Origin of the sequence: Phenylobacterium sp. J367 (assembly GCF_024699985.1) — a bacterium.
In the GTDB taxonomy this organism is placed as follows: domain Bacteria; phylum Pseudomonadota; class Alphaproteobacteria; order Caulobacterales; family Caulobacteraceae; genus Phenylobacterium.
Genome location: NZ_JAJONA010000001.1, coordinates 227060 through 247437, shown reverse-complemented (window position 1 = coordinate 247437; position 20378 = coordinate 227060). Strand labels below are relative to the sequence as shown.

The following is a 20378-nucleotide window of genomic DNA, read 5'->3' as shown; positions in this document are numbered from 1 at the left end:
TTCACGTGGCAGCGGCCGGAGTCTGGCGCTTCAGCCAGAGCTGATAGGGGAGCGCGACGACCAGCCCGACCAGCAGGAATCCCAGGATCGCCGCCACGATCCGCCTGTCGGCCTGGTTCAACGACACGATCATCATGGCGATGCCCGGATGCCGGGTGGCCGCGGTCATGGCCAGGCCCGCGCGGTCCTCCAGCGCCGGCCCGCCCAGGAGGTGCCCGACGGCGAGGGCGACCGCGCTGACCAGGGCCATGGCCAGGATCGTGCCGTTGCCGATCAGTTCCATCATCACTGGCCAGACGCCGATCATCATCGGCACGAAGGCCGCGAACACCAGGATCACCCCGACGATCCGCAAAGGCGCGACAGCCTGGGCCGCAAACCTTGGGGCGAGCCGCCGGACCGCCAGCCCGAGCACCAGCGGCGCCAGCACCGTCAGGGCCACGTTCCTCGCGACGACCGCCGGCGGCAGCACCACGTCCACACCGTATGCGCGGCCCAGGAGGACGACGGTGACCGGGACGATGACGATCGCCAACAGGATCAGGGCGGCATAGACGCCGTAGGCCGACGCCTTCGAGGCGCCCACCTTGATGCCCTTGCCGGGCACGAGCGGCGGGACCGGCGAGACGGCCATCAGCAGGATGCCCGCCTTGGCGATCGGGCTCAGCGGCAGGAACTGCACCACCGCCACGGCGGCCAGCGGCACCGCAACGTTCACCGCCAGCACCGCCCGGACCAGCCGTCCGGGCTGGCGGAACGCCGACGTCAGTTCGTCGAGCTCCGCATCCAGGCCGACGGCGACGATCAGCAGGGCCAGACTTACGGTGAGCACCGCGGGGATCAGGGCCTGGAGCGCTTCCATCGCGCCAGAATGGGATCCGCCGCGGATGCGCGGCATCGGGCGAAACCCGCACCCCGAACCCTGGAGCGCCCGGCAAAATCCCCGCGCGCCTGGCAGGTGCGCGCGGGGAGGCGCCACGGGGAGAACGCTTGCGCGCTCCGTGGTTCCGTCCGCGGCTGGGCCGGCCGCGGATGGAATGCCCCATCAGACCGCAGGCGCGGGGGCCCGGCTATCGGCCCGAATCCCGAGGAAGCCCTAGGGGCGCACCACGCAGCGGAAGCCCACATGTGAGGTCGAGGTGTCCACCGGCTGGGCGTGGCGCGCCGCCGGCCGGTAGCGGCGGCAGTAGCTCGGCGCGCAGAGGTGCGAGCCGCCTTTGAGCACCTTGCGCGGGATGTGGATCTCCGGTTGGCAGGGGTCGTAGCTGTCCTCGGCCGCGCCCCCGAGCGGATTGCGCGGCGCGCACGCAGGGGGGAGGCGGCCGGCGGATGCGCGCCCCACCAGTCCTTCGTCCACTCCCAGACGTTGCCGATCATGTCGTGGAGGCCGTAGCCGTTGGCCGGGTGCACGCCGACCCGGGAGGTGCGGAAGGCCCGGCCGGGCTTCGTGCTGCGGTAGGGGAAGTCGCCCAGCCAGGTGTTGGCCATCACCCGGCCGCGCGGGTTCAGCTCGTCGCCCCAGGCATACTCGGCCCCGTCCAGGCCGCCGCGTGCGGCGAACTCCCACTCCGCCTCCGTGGGCAGGTCTTTGCCGGCCCAGCGGGCGTAGGCCTCCACGTCGGGCCAGGCCACGTGCACCACCGGGTGGTCGCCCAGGCCCGCGAGGCCCGAACCCGGTCCGAGCGGTTGCCGCCAGTTCGCGCCGGGCGTGTAGCGCCACCAGTGGGTGATGTCGTTCAGCGGCACGGGCCCCTCGGTCGGCATGAACACCAGCGAGGCGGGGTGCAGCATCTCGGGCAGCGCGCCGGGATACTGGACCGGGTCCGGCGCGATCTCGGCGAAGGTCGTCCAGCCGGTCGCTTCGACGAAACGGGCGAACTCGCGGTTGGTCACGGGATGGGTGTCGATGAGGAAGCCGTCGACGCGGACCGGCCGGGCCGGCGCCTCCTCCGGATAGTGATCGTCGGAGCCCATGCGGAAGGTCCCGCCCTCCAGCCAGACCATGCCGCGGTGAACGGGACGCGGCGGCTCGCTGATGGTCAGCATGGCGACGCCGCGGGCAGGCGGCCTCCCTGATTGGCGGAGGGGCCCGCGGGTCCGGCTGGGGAGGGCGCAGACCCGGGGACCCCGGACCCGGCCGCGGCGACCGCCGGCCGAGCCCTTCCATCAGCCCACGTTCCGAACGCCGCGGGCATCCGGTCAGGACCTGACGTCGGCTCCGGCGCGGGCCGGATGCGCCGGAGGCCCGGACGCTGGTCGGATGCGGCGCGAAGGAGATGCCCATGGCTCGGAAGTTCGACACCTCAGGCTGGGCGGAGATCGCCAGCGCGATCGTCCTGTCCGTGGCGGCGCTGGCGTCGGCCTGGGCCAACTACCAGGCGGGCCTGTGGGACGGGGAACAGGCGGCCAGCTACAGCCGCGCCAACGCCTACCGCATCGACGCCACGCGCGCGGCGCTGGAGGGGGACGCCCTGACCTCCATCGAGGCGGAGATGTTCGGCCACTGGCTCGACGCCGAGGCCCAGGACGAGGCGCCGCTCGCCGACTTCTACCGCGCCCGCTTTCCCAGCGGCCTGAAGCCCGCCTTCAACGCCTGGCTGGCCGAGCGGCCGCTCGCCAACCCCTCCGCCGCGCCCACGCCGTTCAGCCACCCGGCCTACGAGCGTCCCGGACGCCGGGAGACCGCGCGGCTCGACCGGCTGGCCAACGACACCTTCGACAGCGGCCAGGGCGCCAACAACATCTCCGACGCCTTCCAGCAGGCGGCGGCCATCCTGGCGCTGGCCATGTTCTTCGGCGGCATCGGCCAGGTGTTCCAGATACCGGCCGCCAGGATCGGGCTGATCGCCGTGGCCGGCGTGACGATGGTGCTGGGCCTCCTGCGGCTCGTCAGCCTGCCGCTGCAGACGCTCAGCCTCTGACGGCCGGTGCGCAGGCCGCCCGTTGCGAACTCAGATCCCGAGGGCTATCGATTCCGTGCCCGACCGACCCAGAGGTCCTGTCCCGCCATGGCCGACGCGCCGAAGCTGCTCTCCGGCGGCAATCCGCAGATCCCCAAGGGCGACGGCGACGGGCCGGTCCAGGCCTATATCGCCGCCATGCCGGGTTGGAAGAGCGCGGCGGCGAAGTCGCTGGACGGCCTGATCGAGCGCACCGTCCCGGACGTCTGCAAGGCGGTGAAGTGGAACTCGGCGCTCTACGGCGTGGAGGGCCAGGGCTTCTTTCTGGGCGTCCACGTCTTCGCGAAGTACCTGAAGCTGGCGTTCTTCCGGGGTGTGGAGCTCGACCCGCCGCTGCCGGTCGGCTCGAAGGACCCCAACACCCGCTACGTCCACATCCTCGAGGACCCGCCGGTCGACGAGGCGCAGCTCGCGGACTGGATCCGCCAGGCCGCCGCGATCCCCGGCTGGACCCCCGGCAAGCCCTGAGGACCCCGCCATGCAGAGGACCAGCGTCACCCCGGCGCCGGGCGCCTCGGCCGCCGACCTGATCGACGCCCGCATCGCCGAGCTCAACGACTGGCGCGGCGAGACCTTCGCCCGCCTGCGCCAGCTGATCCACGAGGCCGATCCGGAGGTGGTCGAGACCTGGAAGTGGCGCGGCACCCCGGTCTTCGAGCACGCCGGCATCCTCTGCACCGGCGAGGTCTACAAGCAGGTGGTGAAGCTCACCTTCGCCAAGGGCGCCGCCCTGCCGGACCCCACGGGCCTGTTCAACGCCAGCCTGGACGGGAACACCCGCCGCGCCATCGACATCCGCGAGGGCGAGGCGATCGACGCGGCCGCGCTGAAGGCCCTGATCCAGGCGGCCGTGGCGCTGAACACGGCGAAGCGGCGGTAGCCGACCCCCGTCCACGTGAACATTGACGAGGGTTATTGGACCCCGTGGCCGAGGGTCGCCGGACGCGGCGAAGTTTTTGATTCAACGAAGAGAAAGACCGACGCCGAACGAACCGCCATGGTCTCACGGCCCCCCGGAAACCGGCAAATTTTTTCAGGTGCGGCGAATCGGCCCGCCCGCCGGCCGGACTTATCGGCGTTGTGCACGCCGCCACGCTCGGGCTATCACCCGCTCCGCGTGGCCCGGTAGCTCAGCCGGATAGAGCAGGGCTTTCCTAAAGCCAAGGTCGGGGGTTCGAGTCCCTCCCGGGCCGCCACGCGCCGCCCCGGCGGCCGGATCGGGTCGACGCCGGGCGGGCCGCGGTGCAGGCTCGCCCGATGAGCGACAGCTTCTACCACCCGGGCCAGCGGTGGCTGCAGGACAGCTTCGGCAGCCGCCGGCTCGCCGACCGGCTGGGCGAGCGCACCCGCCACGACCGGTTCACGGACGCCGACGCCGCCTTCATCGCCGCCCAAGGCTTCTTCTTCCTGGCCACCGCGGACGCCGAGGGCCGGCCCGACTGCTCCTTCAAGGGCGGGCCGCCGGGGTTCGCGAGGGTCGCCGCGCCGGACCGGCTCGTCTTCCCCGACTACGACGGCAACGGCATGTTCCGCAGCCTGGGGAACATCGGCGCCAACCCGCACGTGGGCCTGCTGTTCATCGCCATGGGGCCCGCGCCCTGGCGCCTCCGGGTGAACGGCCTGGCGAAGGTGTTCGAGGACCACCCCGACCTGGCGTCCACGCCCGGCGCCCAGCTGATCGTCGAGGTGACGCCGACGGACGTCTTCCCGAACTGCGGGCGATACATTCCGACGGCGGAGGGAGTGAGGGCGTCGGGGGATGTGCCTGAGGCCGGCGTGGCGGCGGTGGAGCCGGCGTGGAAGGGGCTCGCGGCGTTCGCCGATGTGCTGCCGGGGCGGAGGCGGGGGGTAGGGGGGCGGGGGGCGCCTCCGTTGCGCCATGTGTGGACGGCTCCCCATTGGCAAGGGTGTTCTGGACTTCCGCTGAGCTGGTCGGTGCGGCCATGTGTTCGACCTGTTGGTGCGGCTCACGTGGCCGCTGGCCATAATGCCTTCCGCGAGGACCGGTCCCGACCAAAAGCACGCGCTCGAGGCGCCCTGGCGCAACTGGGTTTTCCTGTCCTTCGGTATCGACCGGCTGGATGCGTTAGTCTGTCACCGCCCTTCCCAAGCTTGGTGCGCCGAGGCGCTGGTTTCTAGGCCGCTCGGAGTTCCGGCTCGCGGTAGCCCTGGCCGCTGGTCATGATCGCCCAGGCCATGCGGGCCATCTTGTTGGCGAGCGCCACGGTGGCCACCTTCGTCGGCCGCCTGGCGAGCAACTGAACCAGCCACGGCCGCCGTGTCCCATGCCGCTCGGCATAGCGGACGACGGCCAGCGCGCCGACCACCATCAGTTGGCGCAGGTACCGATCTCCCTGCTTGGTGATCCCGCCCAGCCGCTCCTTGCCGCCGCTGGAGTTCTGCTTCGGAACGAGTCCGATCCAGGCGGCCAGGTTGCGGCCAGACTTGAACGCCGAGGGTTCAGCAACCGTGGCGACGAGGGCGCTGGCGAGCAATGGCCCGACGCCCGGAATGCCCATCAGCCTGCGCCCGACCTCGCTCGCTCGGACGCTTGCCCGGATCTGGCGGTCAGTCTCAAGGAGTTGCTGGTTCACCAGGCTTAGCTGCGCGGCCAGCATCTCCAGACAAGCCCTCGCCTCCTCAGGGATCGACGGGTCACCCGCTTCGACCAACCTGATCAGGCTCTGCAGGCCCTCCCGCCCGATCGGCGCCACCAAGCCGAACTCGGCCATGTGGCCACGAATGGCGTTCGACAGCTGGATCCGCTGGCGCATCAGCATCGTGCGCACCCGGTGCAGGACCATGACGCTCTGCTGCTCTGGGCTCTTCACCTCGACGAAGCGCATCGTCGGCCGGGTGACGGCCTCGCAGATCGCTTCGGCGTCGGCCGCGTCGTTCTTCTGCCGCTTCACGTAGGGCTTCACGTAGCTGGGCGGCATGAGCCGCACGGTGTGGCCCAGCCGGCTCAGTTCTCGCGCCCAGTAATGGGCTGTTGCGCACGCCTCGATCCCCACCAGGCAGGCCGGTTGATCCACGAAGAACCGCAACAACTGCGCTCGCCTGATCTGCCGCCGGAAAACGACCTCGCCGCCTGCATCAACCCCGTGCACTTGGAAGACGGACTTGGCGATATCCAGACCGACCGTGACGACCGGGCCCATGGCTTGCTCCTCCTGCTCTGCAGAAGCTCACGCTCCCGCGGTGGCGGGGAGCCGTCCACAGCATCAGGAGCGGAGCTTAGGACCGCGCCAGACCGCGGACGTTCGAACCTTCCTCGGCGAACCTCTCAAACAGCCGCCCATGCGAGGACAGCCGGTCCGGCTCGCAGGGTCGACGGACCAGACGCAGTGCTGCGATATTGGAGGCTGGCCCCCTCACCGCTTGGCACTGCGAGTCGAAGCTGACCGACATACGCCCTCCCATGCGACCGCACTCTTCGATGATCTAACCACGACGCCCATCGCGATCACTCGCCATGGCAATCGTGACTGTAGTATTGCTACATCTCAATCTGCAGCCTCTGGCTGCGATCGCTATCTAAGGCGAGCATGTCCGCGACCAACTTCAATACGCGCAACGATACCTACCGCAAGCTCGTCGGAAACGGCCTGACCTACCGGGTCCCACGTTTTCAGCGGGATTACAGCTGGGGCGAGGATGAGTGGGACGACCTCTGGCAGGACATACTCGGCACCATTTCTCCCGACGGAGAGCCCGCCCACTACATGGGTTACCTCGTGCTGCAGACGTCGGATGACAAAACATTCGATGTAATTGACGGGCAACAGCGCCTCACGACCCTCAGCATCATAGTGCTGGCCGCCCTGCGGAACCTGAAGCGATTGATCGCAGAGGGGCGCGAAGTGGAAGCCACCAAGCAACGGCTAGAGGGCTTGCGTCAGAGCTACGTCGGCTACCTTGATCCCGTCACGTTGGTGCCTCGATCCAAGCTGACGCTCAATCGCAACAACGATGGCTACTATCAGACCTATTTGGTGACCCTCGCAGACACTCTGCCGCAGCGCGGATTCAAGGCGTCAGAGCACCTGCTGCGGAAAGCCTACGAATGGTATGATCGCGGCATCCGTGAGTACCTCCGGACGGCAACGGATCCTGGCCTCGCCGTAGCTCAGCTCATCGACACCATGAGCGATCGGCTCTTCTTCACGGTCATTACCGTGACCGACGAGTTGAACGCCTATAAAGTCTTCGAGACCCTCAACGCCCGCGGCGTTCGCCTTTCGGCCACGGACCTGCTGAAGAACTACCTCTTCTCCGTCCTGCACCGCGAGGGCCAGCACGAGCACGAGCTATCCGCCCTGGATGACCGCTGGGAGCGGATTGTCGGGCGGCTGGGTGCCGAAAGCTTTCCCGACTTCCTCCGTGTCCACTGGATCAGCCGCCGGACCTTCGTCCGTCAGGCGGACCTCTTTAAGACGATCCGTGGACACGTTCGCAGCCGCGGCGATGTCTTTGGTCTACTCCAAGGCATGGAGGAGGACATGGACACGTATCTTGCGCTCATCAGTCCCGACGCCTCAGGCTGGCCGCAGGCGTGGCGCGATCATGCCCGAACGCTGCGGATGTTTAGCGTTCGCCAGCCTCTGTCACTACTGCTTGCGGGTAGGCGGGTTCTTGGCAATAGCGACTTTGAAACCCTGCTGCGTTCAGTGGTTATGATCTCCTTCCGCTACAACGTGATCGGGAACTTCCAAGCCAGCGAACAGGAGCGCACCTACCACGCCGAGGCCGATCGCATTGCAAGGGGCGAGCATACGACCCTTGCGCAAATCCTCGAAGGCGTTCGCGCCGTCTACCCCGGCGATGATGCCTTCCGCGGTGCATTCACCGAGAAGGCGATTGGGATAAGTCAGAACCGAAACAATCGGATTGTCCGCTACATTCTTTGCGAGCTGGAAGCACGCGCCACTGGTGCGCGGCCTGACGCGGAAAGTCCCCAGCTATCCATCGAGCACATCTGCCCCTCGAACCCTGACGGTGGCTGGCAACAGTTCACAGACGAGGAGGTCGAGGCCCTATCTCCGCGACTGGGCAACATGATCCTCTTAGAAACGCCGATTAATCGCCAGCTCGGCAATGCGGAATTCGATGTGAAGCGAACAGCCTACGCGCAAAGCGACTACGAAATGGCGCGTGAAGTGGGGCAAAACCTAACATGGGCACCGGGAGACATCGATCGCCGGCAGCGCTCTATGGCTCGGGAGGCAACCACAATTTGGCGCGTGCCCCAACTCGCCAGCTAGGCTCGCCCTAGGCGGAGATCGGCGGCTTCGCCGCCGACTGGAACGATGGTCGCTGTCCACCTCCGAGCCTCGGGCATCGTTTCAAACACGAACTGGGTCGGGTTGAGGACGCCGAAGTTCGCGAGGCGATCGGCCGGCTTTCCTACGCCCTCTGACCTCGCGATTGATGTCGCTTGGTGATGTCGATACCGCATCACGAGGCGCGTATTAGCTCTAGCGAGGCCGGCGCCTTGTTTCCCGGATCGCGCTGAAGGCACCTGTGGACACAGAGCTGCGCCTTCCACCGTCGCGGCTAGCGGACCTTCCGAACGTCTCTAATGAGTCAGCACCGGACGTGCGGATCGCTCCCGACCCCTCATCCGGGGCGGACGCTCGCGCGACGCGGCCCGTCAGCCCACCTTCTAACCCTCAGAGCAACGGGCCTACCCCCTGAGCCCGGCTTCGAGCTGCGTACGGCTCACGGCCTTTCGAGGACGGCCCGGGGGGCCGCCGCGGGGCGGCCGGGCGGGCGCACGGGCCCTGACAGGCCGTGAGCCGCAGGCGGTTGGGCCGCCATGGGCTTGAGGGCGGGTTTGGGCTCGGGGGGCGCCGGGGCGGGCGTCCGGGGCGCGTCGCCTGGGGGCGGCGCGGGCGGTGCGAGCGGATTTCTTCTCGGGGGGCGGGGAGGCGGAGCCCCCTCTCCCTGCCCTCTCCCAGGGGGGGGGGGCTCCCTATTCGGCCTCTCCCGGCGTCGCCTCCGGCGCCCGTCAGGCGGGACGTCGGCGGGCGGGCCGCCTGGGGGCGTCGGCCAAGAGGGTGTTCAGCCGGTCGTGACGCGGAAGCGGCTCAGTTCGGCGGCGCTCAGCCAGTGGACGCGCTGCGGCGGCGTCCTGAGGGCCACGGTGAGCACGTCCACGGTCGCGCCCATCCGGCGGAGATGGGCGGCGATCCGGGCGAGCAGGGCCTGGCCTTCGGCGGCGGTCGCGGCAGGCGCCCCCACGTCCTGGCTCATCTGGTGGACGCCGATCCGGCCGCCCCCGCCGACCGTCCGCTCATGGCCGCCGAGGAACGCATAGACGCACGCCGAGGCGCAGCGGCGTCCGCACCCACGTGGGTGGAAAAGCCCTTCCGCCGGATATAGGCGCCCAGTTCGAGGCCCTGGCTGACGATGCCGCCCCGCGAGTCCAGCACGACGCGGGGCCCCGCGGGATCTGGTGGCGGCGCACGAAGGCCCTGAGCTCGTCGGCCGAGCGTTCGTCGATCTCGCCCCGCGCCACGACGCAGGCGCGGACGGCGCAGTCGCCCTCCGCGCCGAGGCCGAAGCTCATGCCCGTGGCGGGGGTGGCTGAGGCGGCCAGGCTCCAGACCGCCGCCGCCGCGAGGGCGATGTGGGAGGCGAGGGCGCGCATGACGGTCAGTCCGCCCGCAGGACGCCGTATCGGCTGAGCTCGGCGGTCGAGAGCCAGCGCATCCGCGGGGCCGGCGTATCGAGGCCGACGACGGCGATCTCGGGCGTCACGCCCATGGCGCTGGCGTAGGTGGAGATCAGCCCGACCAGCCTCTGGGTGTCGGCCAGCTCAGGCTCGCCGCGGGGGCCTGCGGGGCTGAACTGATTGAGCCCCAGCCTGGCCCCCGTGCCGACCGTCCGCTGCACGCCGCCGACGAAGGCATAGACGCAGGCGGAGGTGCAGAACCCCCGCGCCCGCGGCGGCGCCCGTCCGGGGGTCGTAGGCCTGGACGCGGGTGGAGAGGCCGGCGCGACGCAGCGACAGGCCGAGCTTCATGGCCTGGACCGGGTCCCCGCCCTGGAGTTCAGCAGCATCAGCGCCCCCGGCCTGACCGGGGTGGTCCGGGCGAAGGCCGCGAAGTCGCGGACCGCGTCGGGGCCGATGACGCCCGTGGCGAGGATGCAGCCGCTCGCCGGACACGGGCCGCCGCTGACGTGCTGAAAGGTCATCGCGCCCTGCGGCCTGGCGGCGGCGGAGCCGGCCGGCGACACCGCCGCGGCCAGGGCGGCGATCGACGCCGCGAGGGCGGAGACGCCGCGCGCGCCGCGCCCGGCCGTGGGGGCGATCCTGTGGTGGGCGGGCCTGGCCATGGGGGAGATCCCTCCTCCCCCAAGGATGCAAGCGTGGGGCGCGGCCTCGCAGCGAAGCGGCCCCCCCGTACGGCTACGGGGTCAGGCGGCACCGCCGCCCAGCGCCCGGTAGAGCTCGACGCGGTTGGCGGCGCGGGCGAGTTCGGCGAGGAGCAGGGTCTGGCGGGCGGCGTAGTGGGTGCGCTGGGCGTCGAGGAGGGCGAGGTAGCTGTCGACCCCCTGGTCGTAGCGGGCCTGGGTGAGGCGCTGGGCGGCGGCGGCGGCCTCGACCAGGCGGGCCTGGGCGGCGACGCGCTCGTCCGCCGTGGCGCGGACGGCGAGCGCGTCGGAGACCTCGCGGAAGCCGGTCTGGACCGCCTTCTCGTACTGGGCGACCGCGGCGTCGCGGGAGGCCTCGGCGCCCCGGAGGTTGGCGACGTTCGCCCCGCCGGCGAAGATCGGCAGGGAGACGGCCGGGGCGAAGCTCCAGGCCTCGGAGCCGCCGGCGAAGAGGCCGCCGAGCGCCGGGCTGAGCGTGCCGGCCGCGGCGGTCAGGCTGATCCGCGGGAAGAAGGCGGCGCGGGCGGCGCCGATGTTGGCGTTCTGGGCCCGGAGCCGGCGCTCGGCGGCGGCCACGTCGGGGCGACGGACCAGGACGTCGGAGGCGAGGCCGGCCGGCACGTCGGCGAGCGCGGCGGCGGCGTCGGCGAGGCGGGCGGGCGGCAGGAGGTCGGCCGGGACCTCGGCGCCGGCCACGAGGCGCAGCGCGTTGCGGTCCTGCTCCACCCGGGCGCGGGCCACGGCCACGTCGCTGCGGGCCTGTTCGGCGAGCGTCTGGGCCTGGCGCAGGTCGAGCTCGGAGGCGGCGCCGGCGTCGAAGCGCTGCTGCACGAGGCCCTGGGCGGCGTCGCGGGCGGCGAGCGTGTCGGCGGCGATGGCCAGCAGCTCCTGGTCGGCGGCCAGCGACAGCCAGGCGTTGGCGGTCTCGGCGATGAGGCTGATCTCGACGGCGCGGGCGTCCTCCTCGGTGGCGAGGTAGGACTGGAGGGCCGCGTCGCTCAGGCTGCGGACCCGGCCGAAGAGGTCGAGCTCATAGGCCGCGAAGCCGGCGGTGACGCGGTACTGGGCGGTCGTTTCGGCGCGGCCGGTCTGGGTGAGGGCGGCGGGGGTGCGGCCGCGCTCGCCGGCGGCGGTGGCGTCGAGGGCCGGCAGCAGCTCGGCGCGCTGGACGCCATAGGCGGCGCGGGCGCGCTCGATGTCGGCGACGGCGACGCGCAGGTCGCGGTTCTGGTCGAGGGCGAGCGCGATCACCCCCTGCAACCGGGCGTCGCGGAAGACCTCGCGCCAGGCGAGGTCGGCGCCGGAGCGGTCGCCCGCCGGCGGGTCGGCGGCCGGGTCGGCGAACCGGCCCGGGACCGGCAGGGCGGGGCGCTCATAGGTGGGGGCGAGCGTCGCGCAGCCGGTGAGCGCGGTGGCCGCCAGCAGGGCGACGGCGAGGGATCGGAACGGCATGTCAGGCGGCTTCCTGCGCGGTCTGGCCCGCGGTCTTGGGATCGAGCTGGGGGTCGCTCTTGCGGCCCAGGTGGCGCTGCACCAGGACGAAGAACAGCGGCACGAAGAAGATCGCCAGGGCGACCGCCGAGACCATGCCGCCGATCACGCCGGTGCCGATGGCGTGCTGGCTGCCCGAGCCCGGGCCGTTGGCGATGGCCAGCGGCAGAACGCCGAAGATGAAGGCCAGCGAGGTCATGATGATTGGCCGGAGCCGGATGCGGACCGCTTCCAGGGTGGCCTCCACCAGGGTCTTGCCCTGTTCGAAGCGGCCCTTGGCGAACTCGACGATCAGGATGGCGTTCTTGGCCGCCAGCCCCATGGTCGTGAGCAGGCCCACCTGGAAGTAGATGTCGTTGGAGAGGCCGCGGAGCGAGGTGGCCAGCAGGGCGCCGACCACGCCCAGCGGGATCACCAGGATGACGGCGAGCGGGATGGTCCAGCTCTCGTAGAGGGCGGCCAGCAGCAGGAAGACCACGACGATGGAGATGGCGTAGAGCGCCGGCGCCTGGGCGCCCGCCTCGCGTTCCTGCAGGGACAGGCCCGTCCATTCGTAGCCGATCCCGGCCGGGAGCTGGGCGGCGAGCTTCTCCATGGTCGCCATCGCCTGGCCGGAACTCTGGCCCGGGGCGGGGGCGCCCTGGATGTTGACCGCGGGGACGCCGTTGTAGCGCTCGAGCCTCGGCGAGCCGACGGTCCAGTCGGTGGTGGCGAAGGACGAGAACGGAGCCATCTGGCCTGAGCCGTTGCGGACGTACCAGCGCTGAAGGTCCTCCGGGCTCATGCGGAAGGGGGCGTCGGCCTGGACGAAGACCTTCTTCACCCGGCCGCGGTCGATGAAGTCGTTGACGTAGGCCCCGCCCAGCGCCGTCGACAGCGTGGCGTTGATGTCGGCGGTGGTCAGGCCCATGGCGCCGGCCTTGGCCTGGTCGACCTGGATGGCGAACTGGGGCGTGTCGTCCTGGCCGTTGGGGCGGACGCCGACCAGGGTCGGGTCCTTGCCGGCCATGTCGAGGAGCTGGTTGCGGGCGTTCATCAGGGCCTCGTGGCCGACGCCGCCCACGTCCTGGAGCTGGAAGTCGAAGCCCGACGCGTTGCCGAGCTCGGGCACCGCGGGGGGCACGACGGCGAACACCTGGGCCTCGCGGATCTGGCCGAACCGCTGCATGGCGCGGCCGGCGACGGCGTCGACCTTGCGGTCGGCGGCCTTGCGCTCGTCAAAGTCCTTCATGGCGACGAAGGCGAGGCCGGCGTTCTGGCCGGCGCCGGCGAAGCTGAAGCCGGAGACGGTGAACACCGACTTCACGGGAGTCCGCCTCCTCGGTCAGGTAGTAGTCGGCGACCTGCTTGAGCACCGCCTGGGTGCGCTCCTCGGTGGCGCCGGGCGGGAGCTGGACGAGGGTGTAGATCGTCCCCTGGTCCTCCGGCGGCAGGAAGGCGCTGGGCAGGCGGGCGAACAGCAGCACCATGACCACGACGATGGCGCCATAGACCGCCATCCAGCGGCCGCCGCGGCCGAGGATGCGGCGCACGCCGCCCTGGTAGCGGGAGGACGCGTTGTCGAAGTTGCGGTTGAACCAGCCGAAGAAGCCGCGCTTGGCGAGGCCGTGGCCGGCGTCGACGGGCTTCAGCAGCGTGGCGCAGAGCGCGGGGGTGAGGACCAGGGCGACGACGACCGACAGGGCCATGGCCGAGACCAGGGTGATCGAGAACTGCCGGTAGATCACGCCCTGCGACCCGCCGAAGAAGGCCATGGGGATGAACACCGCCGACAGCACCAGCGCGACGGCGACGAGGGCGCCGGTGATCTCGTCCATGGAGCGGCGGGCCGCTTCCTTGGGCGAGAGGCCCTCCTCGGTCATCAGGCGCTCGACGTTCTCGACGACCACGATGGCGTCGTCGACGAGGAGGCCGATGGCCAGCACGAGGCCGAACATGGTGAGCGTGTTGATCGAGTAGCCGAAGATCGCCAGCACGCCGAAGGTGCCCAGGAGGACGACCGGCACGGCGATGGTCGGGATCAGCGTGGCGCGCCAGTTCTGCAGGAACAGGAACATCACGAGGAAGACGAGCACGACGGCCTCGGCGAGCGTCTTCACCACCTCGTGGATCGACTGCTCGACGAAGGGGGTGGAGTCCACCGGGATCACGTAGCCGATGCCGGGCGGGAAGGCCTCGGAGAGCTCGGCGACCCGTTCCTTGACCGCCTCAGCGGTCTCCAGCGCATTGCCGCCGGGGGCGAGCTTGATGGCCAGGCCGGCGGCGGACTTGCCGTTGAACTTGGCGAGCGAATTGTAGTTCTCGGCGCCCAGCTCCACCCGGGCCACGTCGCGCAGGTAGACGTGCGCGCCGTCGCCGGTGTCCTTCAGGATGATCTGCTGGAACTGCTCGGGGGTCTGCAGGCGCGCCTGGGCCGAGATGGTGGCGTTCAGCATGGTGCCGGGCACGGACGGCGTGCCGCCGAGCTGGCCGGCGGAGACCTGGGCGTTCTGGGCGCGGATGGCGGTGATGACGTCGGCCGGGGTCAGGCTGCGGGCGGCCAGCTTGTCCGGGTCGAGCCAGATGCGCATGGCGTACTGCGCGCCGAACAGCTGGACGTCGCCGACCCCGTCCACCCGGCTGATCGGGTCCTGCAGGTTGGCGGCGAGGTAGTCGGCGAGGTCGGAGTTGGTGGCCTTGCCGTCGGTGGCGTAGAGGCCGACGACGAGCAGGAAGTTGCGGGTGGACTTCACCACGCTCAGGCCCTGCTGCTGGACCTCCTGGGGCAGCAGGGCGGTGGCGGTCTGCAGCTTGTTCTGGACCTGCACCTGGGCGATGTCGATGTCCGTGCCGCCCTTGAAGGTGAGGGTGACGGTGGCCGCGCCGCTGCTGTCGCTGGCCGATGACATGTAGAGCAGGCCGTCCAGCCCCTTCATCTTCTGCTCGATGACCTGGGTGACGCTGTCCTCGACCGTCTTGGCCGAGGCGCCGGGATAGACCGCGTTGATGGCGACCTGCGGCAGCGCGATGTCGGGATACTGGGCCACCGGCAGGCTGCGGATCGCGAGCGCGCCGGCCAGCATGATGATGATCGCGATGACCCAGGCGAAGATCGGCCGGTCGATGAAGAAGCGCGACAGCATGGGGGGGATGCTCCTAGCGGGCCGCGACCATGGTGGACGGCTGGACGGCCGCCCCCGGGCGCACCCTCTGCAGGCCTTCGACGATGATCCGCTCGCCGGACCGGAGCCCGCCGCTGACCAGCCACTTGTCGCCGACCGTGCGGTCGGCCTGGATCGGGCGGAGCTCAGCCTTGCCCTTCGGATCGACGACGTAGACGGTCGCGCCGCCCTTCGGATCGCGGCTGACCGCGGCCTGGGGCACGAGGACGCCGCGCGTGGCCACGCCCTCGTCTAGCCGGGCGCGGACGTAGAGGCCGGGCAGCAGGGTCCCGCCGGGGTTGGGGAACACGGCGCGCAGGCCGACCGAGCCGGTGCCGGGATCGACGGTGATGTCGGAGAATTGCAGCGTGCCGGGCGTCGGGTAGGTGGAGCCGTCCTCGAGGATCAGCTGCACGCGGGCCGACTGCGGCGCGCCGAGCGCGCCCGAGGCCATGGCGCGGCGGGAGCTTCAGGAGGTCGGCCGCCGACTGGGTGACGTCCACATAGATGGTGTCGAGGTTCTGGACGGTGGCGAGCGGCGCGGCCTGGTTGGCGGTGACCAGCGCGCCGGGCGTCACCGACGACTTGCCGATCCGGCCGGACACGGGCGCGGCGACGCGGGTGTAGTCGAGGTTGATCTTCGCGGCCCGGACGGCGGCGCGCTGGGCCTGGACGTTGGCGGCGGCCGCCTGGGCGGCGGCCTGGGCGTCGTCGTTGTCCTGCCTGCTCACCGCGTTGATGGCGGCGAGCTCGCGGTAGCGGTCGGCCTTCAGCCGCACGGCGGTGGCGGTGGCCTGGGCCTGGGCCAGCGCCGCCTGGGCGCTGTCGAGGGCCGCGCGGTAGGGCGCGGGGTCGATCTGGTAGAGCGCCTGGCCGGCGCGGACCACGCCGCCTTCCTGGAAGAGGCGGGCCTTGATCACCCCGTTGACCTGCGGGCGGACCTCCGAGACGAGGCTGGCCGAGGTGCGGCCGGAGAGCTCCATGGTCAGGCGCACCGGCTCGGGCGTCGCCACCACCACGCCCACGGGGGCCGGCGCGTTCGGATCGGGACCGGCCGGCGCCTTGTCGCCGCATGCGGACAGGAAGACGGCCAGCGCCACGGCGGCGCCGGAGAGGACGGGACTGCGCATATTCAGCACCTGATGGCGGGTGTCGGGGCGCTGCAGCCTTGACGGGGACCCGCTGGGTTCCTATTGAGAATGAACGTTCATTCTCGTTTGCCCAATTAAGGGCGCCGTTCCGCCGAGTCAATCGGCTAAGATTGTTTTTTTGTGCAGTGCAGCAGAGGGGCCATGAGCGACCCGGGAGCCAGACGGACGGACGTGGAGACGCGGCGGCAGCAGATCGTCGACGCGGCGTCGGCCTGTGCGCGCCGGGCGGGCTTCCACGGCTCCAGCATGGCGGAGATCGCCCAGCAGGCCGGGATGAGCGTCGGCCAGATCTATCGCTACTTCGACAGCAAGGAGGCGATCATCGCCGCCATCGTGGCGCGCGACATGGCCGAGATGCGCGACAAATACTGCGAGCTGCAGTCGAGCGGCGTGCCGGTGCGCGACGCCATCCTGAACAAGTGCGTCAACGCCATCGACGACCTCTATGCGTCGGACCGCGCGGCCCTGATGCTCGAGGTGGTGGCCGAGGCCGCCCGGAACCCCGACGTCGCGGCCATCCTCCAGGCGGCCGACGCCGAGGAGCGCAAGATGCAGCAGGCGCTGCTGCGGCAGGCCTTCCCCGCCGATCTCGACGACCGCGAGCGGGCCGCCCGCGGCGAGGTGATCAGCATGCTGTTCGAGGGCCTGCCCTGCCGGGGCGTGAACAACCCGGGCGGCGACCGGGCCGCGATCTCGGCCGAACTGCGCTCGGTCCTCCACCACCTGATGACCAGGCCCGGCGGGACGCCCAAGGGCTGAGGACGCGGCGGGGCTGGCCAAGCCGTCGCCCGCGAGTCATGCTCGCCTGAAGCGCACGTCCCCCTCCGAGAGCGGACGGCGCGGGAGGAGACGATCGCATGGCTGTCCATCAGCTCGCCCCGGCCGCGCGCAAAACCATCGCCGAGAGCGCCGTCTGTTTCGGCTGCGCGCTCGGGGGCCTCGCCGCCGTGGCGGTCGTCCTGCAGTGGCTGATGGGCCTGATCGGCTGATCGGCTGATCGGCCGCGTTCCCGCCAGGGCCGGCAGACCGCAGAGATCCTGTCGAGCAGCGTGAAGAGCTGGGTGCGCTCGGCGCGGGTCAGGACGGCGCTGAAGCGCGCCTCGACCTGGAGCGCCACGGCGCGGAGCTGGTCCAGTCCGCGTTCGCCGTCGGCGGTGATGCGCTGTTCATTGTAGCGACGGTTGCGGCGGGAACAGCCGCGAACGATCCACCCGCGGGCCTCCAGATCGGCCAACAGGGGCAGGACGTGGGTCTTGTCGTAGCCGATGGCGCGGGCGAGGGCGGCGGCGGTGAGGCCAGGATTGGCCTGGATGACCGCCAGCGTGCTGAATGCGCCCAGCCGGAAGTCCGGCCCGACGCGGTCCGCGAAGTCGCGGAGGATATGGTTCTGCAACCGGCGGAAGCGGAACTGGACGATGTCCGCGAGCCCGCCGAGATCGACAGGCTCGACCGGTTCCAGGTCCGGCGCGGGACGGGCGGGATTCGCCGCAGGGACCATGAGATGCTCTGCAGCGCGGGCCGATCGGCTCTCCTTGGGCATCGCGGCGCCCACGTCAACCGGTGGCGGCCGGCGCGGGAGCGCCGGCCGCACTGGTGTTCGCTACCAGCTCTTGGTGATGTCGATGGCCATGAACCGGCCGATGGCGTTGGCCGTGGTGTTGTCCCAGGCGTTGCTGGTGTTCAGCACGATCGGCGGCTTCTCGTCGAAGACGTTCTGCACATTGAGCCCGACGCGGACGCCCTTCAGGAAGGCCGGGCCGTCGTCGCTGCGCCAGATCAGGCCGACGTCCACGGTCTGCTGCGCCTCGGCCTTCACATTGGGGACGATCGCCGTGTTCCGGTAGGCACCGCCGTAGTTGTAGTAGAGGTTCGCCGCCCAGGGGCCGTTGGCCCACATGACGCTCGCCCGGCCGCGGGAGCGGAGCGGGTTGCCGAAGGTGTCCACCACGTCGATCGGCGCCGCCGTGGGATTGCTGGCCTGCTTGATGTGCAGGATCTCGCTGTGGGCGACGCCGACGGTGACGTCGCCGAAGCTGGTGGCGAACCGGTAGCGGGCGTCGATGTCGATGCCGTCCTGGGTCAGCGTGCCGATGTTGTTGCGGCGCTGGTCGATAAACACGCCGACCGTCGCGGGATCGATCGGGGTCGAGACCAGCCAGCCCGAGTTGAACAGCGACTGGATGAAGGCCGGGTCGGGGTTCCGGGTCACGAACTGCCGATAGGTGTTCTCGGTGGCCAGCGAGGCGGCGATGCCGAGGATGCGGTCCTTGTAGTCGACCTTGTAGTAGGTGGCCGAGACGCGGAGGTCGGGCAGGAAGGTGGGCTGGAAGTCGAAGCCGACGGAATAGGTCTCCGCCTCTTCCGGCTTCAGGTTCGGGTTGCTGCCGGTGATGTTGACCTGGTTGATCAGCCGGTTGCCGTTGGCCGGGTCCGGCACCGCCGACACGAACACGAAGTTCAGGTTGCCGGTGTCCACCAGCGAGGGTGCGCGGAACGAGGTGCCCCAGGTGCCGCGGAGCGAGAGGCCGTCCACCGGCTCCCCACACGAGCGCGGCCTTGGGGTTGGTGGTGCGGCCGAAGTCCGAATAGTCGTCGATGCGGGCGGCCAGCGACAGGTCGAGCCGCTGGACGAACGGCATGGCGTTGGCGCCGGATACGATCGGCACGAAGAGCTCGCCGTAGGCCGAGCTGATCTGGCGGTGGTTCTTGCGGTCGTTCGTGGTCGACGGCGTGTTCGTGGCCGAAAGGACGCTCTGGTACTCCTGGTAGCGGAACGAGGCGTCCTCGTAGGCGACGCCGACGGCGCCGCGGACCTTGCCGGCCGGCAGGTCGAAGAGCGGGCCGTCGAACTTGGCCTCCACATGCTCCTGCAACGCGTCGGTCTTCTGCAGGCGGAAGCCGATGATCCGGGAATAGACCTCGTCGCTGATCGGGCCGCCGAAGACGTTCAGCGCCGTCGCCGGACTGGAATCCCGGAGCGCGATGGGGATGGCGAAGTTGTTGAGCTGCTCGGCGCCGAGGCCGGTCACCGCCTCGTCGTAGCTGCGGGCGTAGTAGGCGTTCGCCTGCCAGTCGGCCGGCAGGTCCCACTGGACGCCGACTGCGCTCTGGGCGCCGACCTCCTTGCCCTCGCTCTTCGCGCCGGCGCGGGGCAGGCGGTACTCGACGGTCAGGTTGGCGTTGGGCGCCACGCCCGGGACGCCGCGGACGTAGAACGGGTTCGTCGAAGGGACGCTGAAGCTGCCGCCCAGCGGCGCGTTCTCGGTGATGATCCGGCGCCGGGAGAAGAAGCCCTCGTACCAGACCTGGATGTCGTCGCTGACGTCCTGGCGGACGGAGAGGAAGCCGTTCAGGCGCTTCTGGCGCGGCAGGAAATCGCCGTCCATGGTGTCGTACCGGTTCGGCGCGCCGGTGAAGGTCGGGTAGGGCAGGCGCACGCCGCCGACCACGATGTTCGGGACATAGGCCTGGGTGGACCGCTGGTCCGTGCCGCCGTAGGGCCGCAGGTCCTGGGTGAGGAACTCGCGGTCGGCGCGCGCGAGGTTGCTGCGGTCGTAGGCCTCCAGGGCGATGAAGACGTCGCCCGTCGACCAGGTCTTGCCGAACGTCTGGGACAGGGATTTCTCGTCGAGGCCGTCGCCCGCGCCGTAGCGGGCCGAGGTCTCCGCCCCGTCGAACCGGCGCCGCGTGATGATGTTGACCACGCCGGCCACCGCGTCGGCGCCGTAGACCGCCGAGTTGCCGTCGAGCACGACTTCCAGCCGTTCGGTGGCGCCGCCCGAGATCATGCTCGGGTCGGACAGCGCGCGGAGCACGCCGCCGGGCCATGCGGCGGCCGTTCAGCAGCAGCAGCGTCGCCTCCGGGCCGAGGCCCCGCAGGTTGATGGCGGAAATCCGCGAGGAGTTGGCGGCGGCGTCCTGCGCCCCGCCGGTGCGGCTCTCGTCGGCGCCGAGGTTCATCACCACGGGCAGGGTGCGGGCCGCCTGGGCGAGGTTCGCCGCGCCCACGGCCTTGATCTCCTCGGCGCCCAGGCCGGTGACCGGCTGACCGACGACGGCGACGCCGCGGATGCTGGTGCCGGTCACCACGACCTCCTCGACCTCCTGGTCGTCGGCCGGGGCGGGGGCGGTCTGCGCCTGGGCGACGCCGGCCAGCGCCAGGCCGGCGGCGATGGCCAGGGCCGAGCTGCGGGCCATCCAGGTGCGGTCGCGGTGTCGTTTCATCACAGGTTTCCCCCTTGTTCGTCGCTTCGGAC

At 70.6% G+C, this 20378-nt stretch carries 17 protein-coding genes, 1 tRNA gene and 3 pseudogenes; 7 read left to right on the top strand and 14 right to left on the bottom strand.

What is annotated here, in order from left to right:
- Nucleotide 1 precedes the first annotated feature (1 nt).
- The 3 genes and pseudogenes from LRS04_RS01470 to LRS04_RS27450 all read right to left on the bottom strand — a co-directional run.
- On the bottom strand, nucleotides 2-862 hold the full coding sequence (locus LRS04_RS01470; protein ID WP_257814824.1) for a hypothetical protein: 861 nt from the start codon (nucleotides 860-862) through the stop codon (nucleotides 2-4).
- A 234-nt stretch (nucleotides 863-1096) separates the two neighbouring features.
- A complete protein-coding gene (locus LRS04_RS27455; RefSeq protein ID WP_374577069.1) occupies nucleotides 1097-1225 on the bottom strand; it encodes an SUMF1/EgtB/PvdO family nonheme iron enzyme in 129 nt (42 codons plus the stop codon).
- Nucleotides 1226-1374: 149 nt separating this feature from the next.
- A pseudogene (locus LRS04_RS27450) lies at nucleotides 1375-1974 on the bottom strand (SUMF1/EgtB/PvdO family nonheme iron enzyme); the annotation flags it as partial.
- 308 nt (nucleotides 1975-2282) lie between these two features.
- On the opposite strand from LRS04_RS27450, the gene LRS04_RS01460 reads away from it, so the two are divergent.
- The 5 genes from LRS04_RS01460 (at nucleotide 2283) to LRS04_RS01440 (ending at nucleotide 5099) form a co-directional block, all read left to right on the top strand.
- Nucleotides 2283-2921: a hypothetical protein gene (locus LRS04_RS01460; RefSeq protein ID WP_257814822.1), complete on the top strand. Its 639-nt coding sequence runs from the start codon at nucleotides 2283-2285 to the stop codon at nucleotides 2919-2921.
- Between the two features lie 87 nt (nucleotides 2922-3008).
- Entirely contained in the window at nucleotides 3009-3428 is a 420-nt protein-coding gene (locus tag LRS04_RS01455; RefSeq protein ID WP_257814821.1) for a DUF1801 domain-containing protein, read from the top strand.
- Between the two features lie 10 nt (nucleotides 3429-3438).
- The gene (locus LRS04_RS01450; protein ID WP_257814820.1) at nucleotides 3439-3840 is read left to right on the top strand and encodes a DUF1801 domain-containing protein; all 402 of its coding nucleotides are present in this window, start codon (nucleotides 3439-3441) and stop codon (nucleotides 3838-3840) included.
- A gap of 239 nt (nucleotides 3841-4079) precedes the next feature.
- Nucleotides 4080-4156, top strand: a tRNA-Arg gene (locus LRS04_RS01445).
- A gap of 61 nt (nucleotides 4157-4217) precedes the next feature.
- Complete coding sequence (locus LRS04_RS01440; protein WP_257814819.1) at nucleotides 4218-5099, top strand: pyridoxamine 5'-phosphate oxidase family protein; 882 nt, start codon at nucleotides 4218-4220, stop codon at nucleotides 5097-5099.
- Here LRS04_RS01440 and LRS04_RS01435 read toward each other — a convergent pair.
- Nucleotides 5096-6121 carry an IS110 family transposase gene (locus tag LRS04_RS01435; RefSeq protein ID WP_257814818.1) on the bottom strand — a complete coding sequence of 342 codons (1026 nt, stop codon included), beginning with the start codon at nucleotides 6119-6121 and terminating at the stop codon, nucleotides 5096-5098. The two genes, LRS04_RS01440 and LRS04_RS01435, sit on opposite strands and share 4 nt — an antisense overlap.
- Nucleotides 6122-6508: 387 nt before the next feature.
- Here LRS04_RS01435 and LRS04_RS01430 point away from each other — a divergent pair, with 387 nt between their 5' ends.
- A complete protein-coding gene (locus LRS04_RS01430) occupies nucleotides 6509-8224 on the top strand; it encodes a DUF262 domain-containing protein (protein WP_257814817.1) in 1716 nt (571 codons plus the stop codon).
- A gap of 799 nt (nucleotides 8225-9023) precedes the next feature.
- Here the strand turns inward: LRS04_RS01430 and LRS04_RS01425 are convergent.
- The 7 genes and pseudogenes from LRS04_RS01425 to LRS04_RS01395 all read right to left on the bottom strand — a co-directional run bounded on the left by LRS04_RS01425 (nucleotide 9024) and on the right by LRS04_RS01395 (nucleotide 16101).
- On the bottom strand, nucleotides 9024-9215 hold the full coding sequence (locus LRS04_RS01425) for a hypothetical protein (protein WP_257814816.1): 192 nt from the start codon (nucleotides 9213-9215) through the stop codon (nucleotides 9024-9026).
- 40 nt (nucleotides 9216-9255) lie between these two features.
- Nucleotides 9256-9612: a hypothetical protein gene (locus LRS04_RS01420; protein WP_257814815.1), complete on the bottom strand. Its 357-nt coding sequence runs from the start codon at nucleotides 9610-9612 to the stop codon at nucleotides 9256-9258.
- Between the two features lie 5 nt (nucleotides 9613-9617).
- Nucleotides 9618-9857 carry a hypothetical protein gene (locus tag LRS04_RS01415; RefSeq protein WP_257814814.1) on the bottom strand — a complete coding sequence of 80 codons (240 nt, stop codon included), beginning with the start codon at nucleotides 9855-9857 and terminating at the stop codon, nucleotides 9618-9620.
- A gap of 126 nt (nucleotides 9858-9983) precedes the next feature.
- Nucleotides 9984-10301 carry a hypothetical protein gene (locus LRS04_RS01410; protein ID WP_257814813.1) on the bottom strand — a complete coding sequence of 106 codons (318 nt, stop codon included), beginning with the start codon at nucleotides 10299-10301 and terminating at the stop codon, nucleotides 9984-9986.
- 81 nt (nucleotides 10302-10382) lie between these two features.
- Complete coding sequence (locus LRS04_RS01405; protein ID WP_257814812.1) at nucleotides 10383-11792, bottom strand: efflux transporter outer membrane subunit; 1410 nt, start codon at nucleotides 11790-11792, stop codon at nucleotides 10383-10385.
- Between the two features lies 1 nt (nucleotide 11793).
- Nucleotides 11794-14953: pseudogene (locus LRS04_RS01400) on the bottom strand (efflux RND transporter permease subunit).
- Between the two features lie 13 nt (nucleotides 14954-14966).
- Nucleotides 14967-16101, bottom strand: a pseudogene (locus LRS04_RS01395) (efflux RND transporter periplasmic adaptor subunit).
- 162 nt (nucleotides 16102-16263) lie between these two features.
- Here LRS04_RS01395 and LRS04_RS01390 point away from each other — a divergent pair.
- The gene (locus tag LRS04_RS01390) at nucleotides 16264-16881 is read left to right on the top strand and encodes a TetR/AcrR family transcriptional regulator (RefSeq protein WP_257814811.1); all 618 of its coding nucleotides are present in this window, start codon (nucleotides 16264-16266) and stop codon (nucleotides 16879-16881) included.
- Nucleotides 16882-16990: 109 nt separating this feature from the next.
- On the opposite strand, the gene LRS04_RS01385 is transcribed toward LRS04_RS01390, so the two are convergent.
- The 3 genes from LRS04_RS01385 to LRS04_RS27445 all read right to left on the bottom strand — a co-directional run bounded on the left by LRS04_RS01385 (nucleotide 16991) and on the right by LRS04_RS27445 (nucleotide 20319).
- Nucleotides 16991-17620, bottom strand: coding sequence for a MarR family winged helix-turn-helix transcriptional regulator (locus LRS04_RS01385; protein ID WP_257814810.1), 630 nt, complete (start codon nucleotides 17618-17620; stop codon nucleotides 16991-16993).
- Between the two features lie 102 nt (nucleotides 17621-17722).
- Nucleotides 17723-18655, bottom strand: a complete 933-nt coding sequence (locus LRS04_RS01380; RefSeq protein WP_257814809.1) for a TonB-dependent receptor domain-containing protein — start codon at nucleotides 18653-18655, stop codon at nucleotides 17723-17725.
- Nucleotides 18580-20319, bottom strand: a complete 1740-nt coding sequence (locus LRS04_RS27445; RefSeq protein WP_374577066.1) for a TonB-dependent receptor plug domain-containing protein — start codon at nucleotides 20317-20319, stop codon at nucleotides 18580-18582. Before LRS04_RS27445 ends, LRS04_RS01380 begins: the two co-directional genes overlap by 76 nt.
- Nucleotides 20320-20378 lie beyond the last annotated feature (59 nt).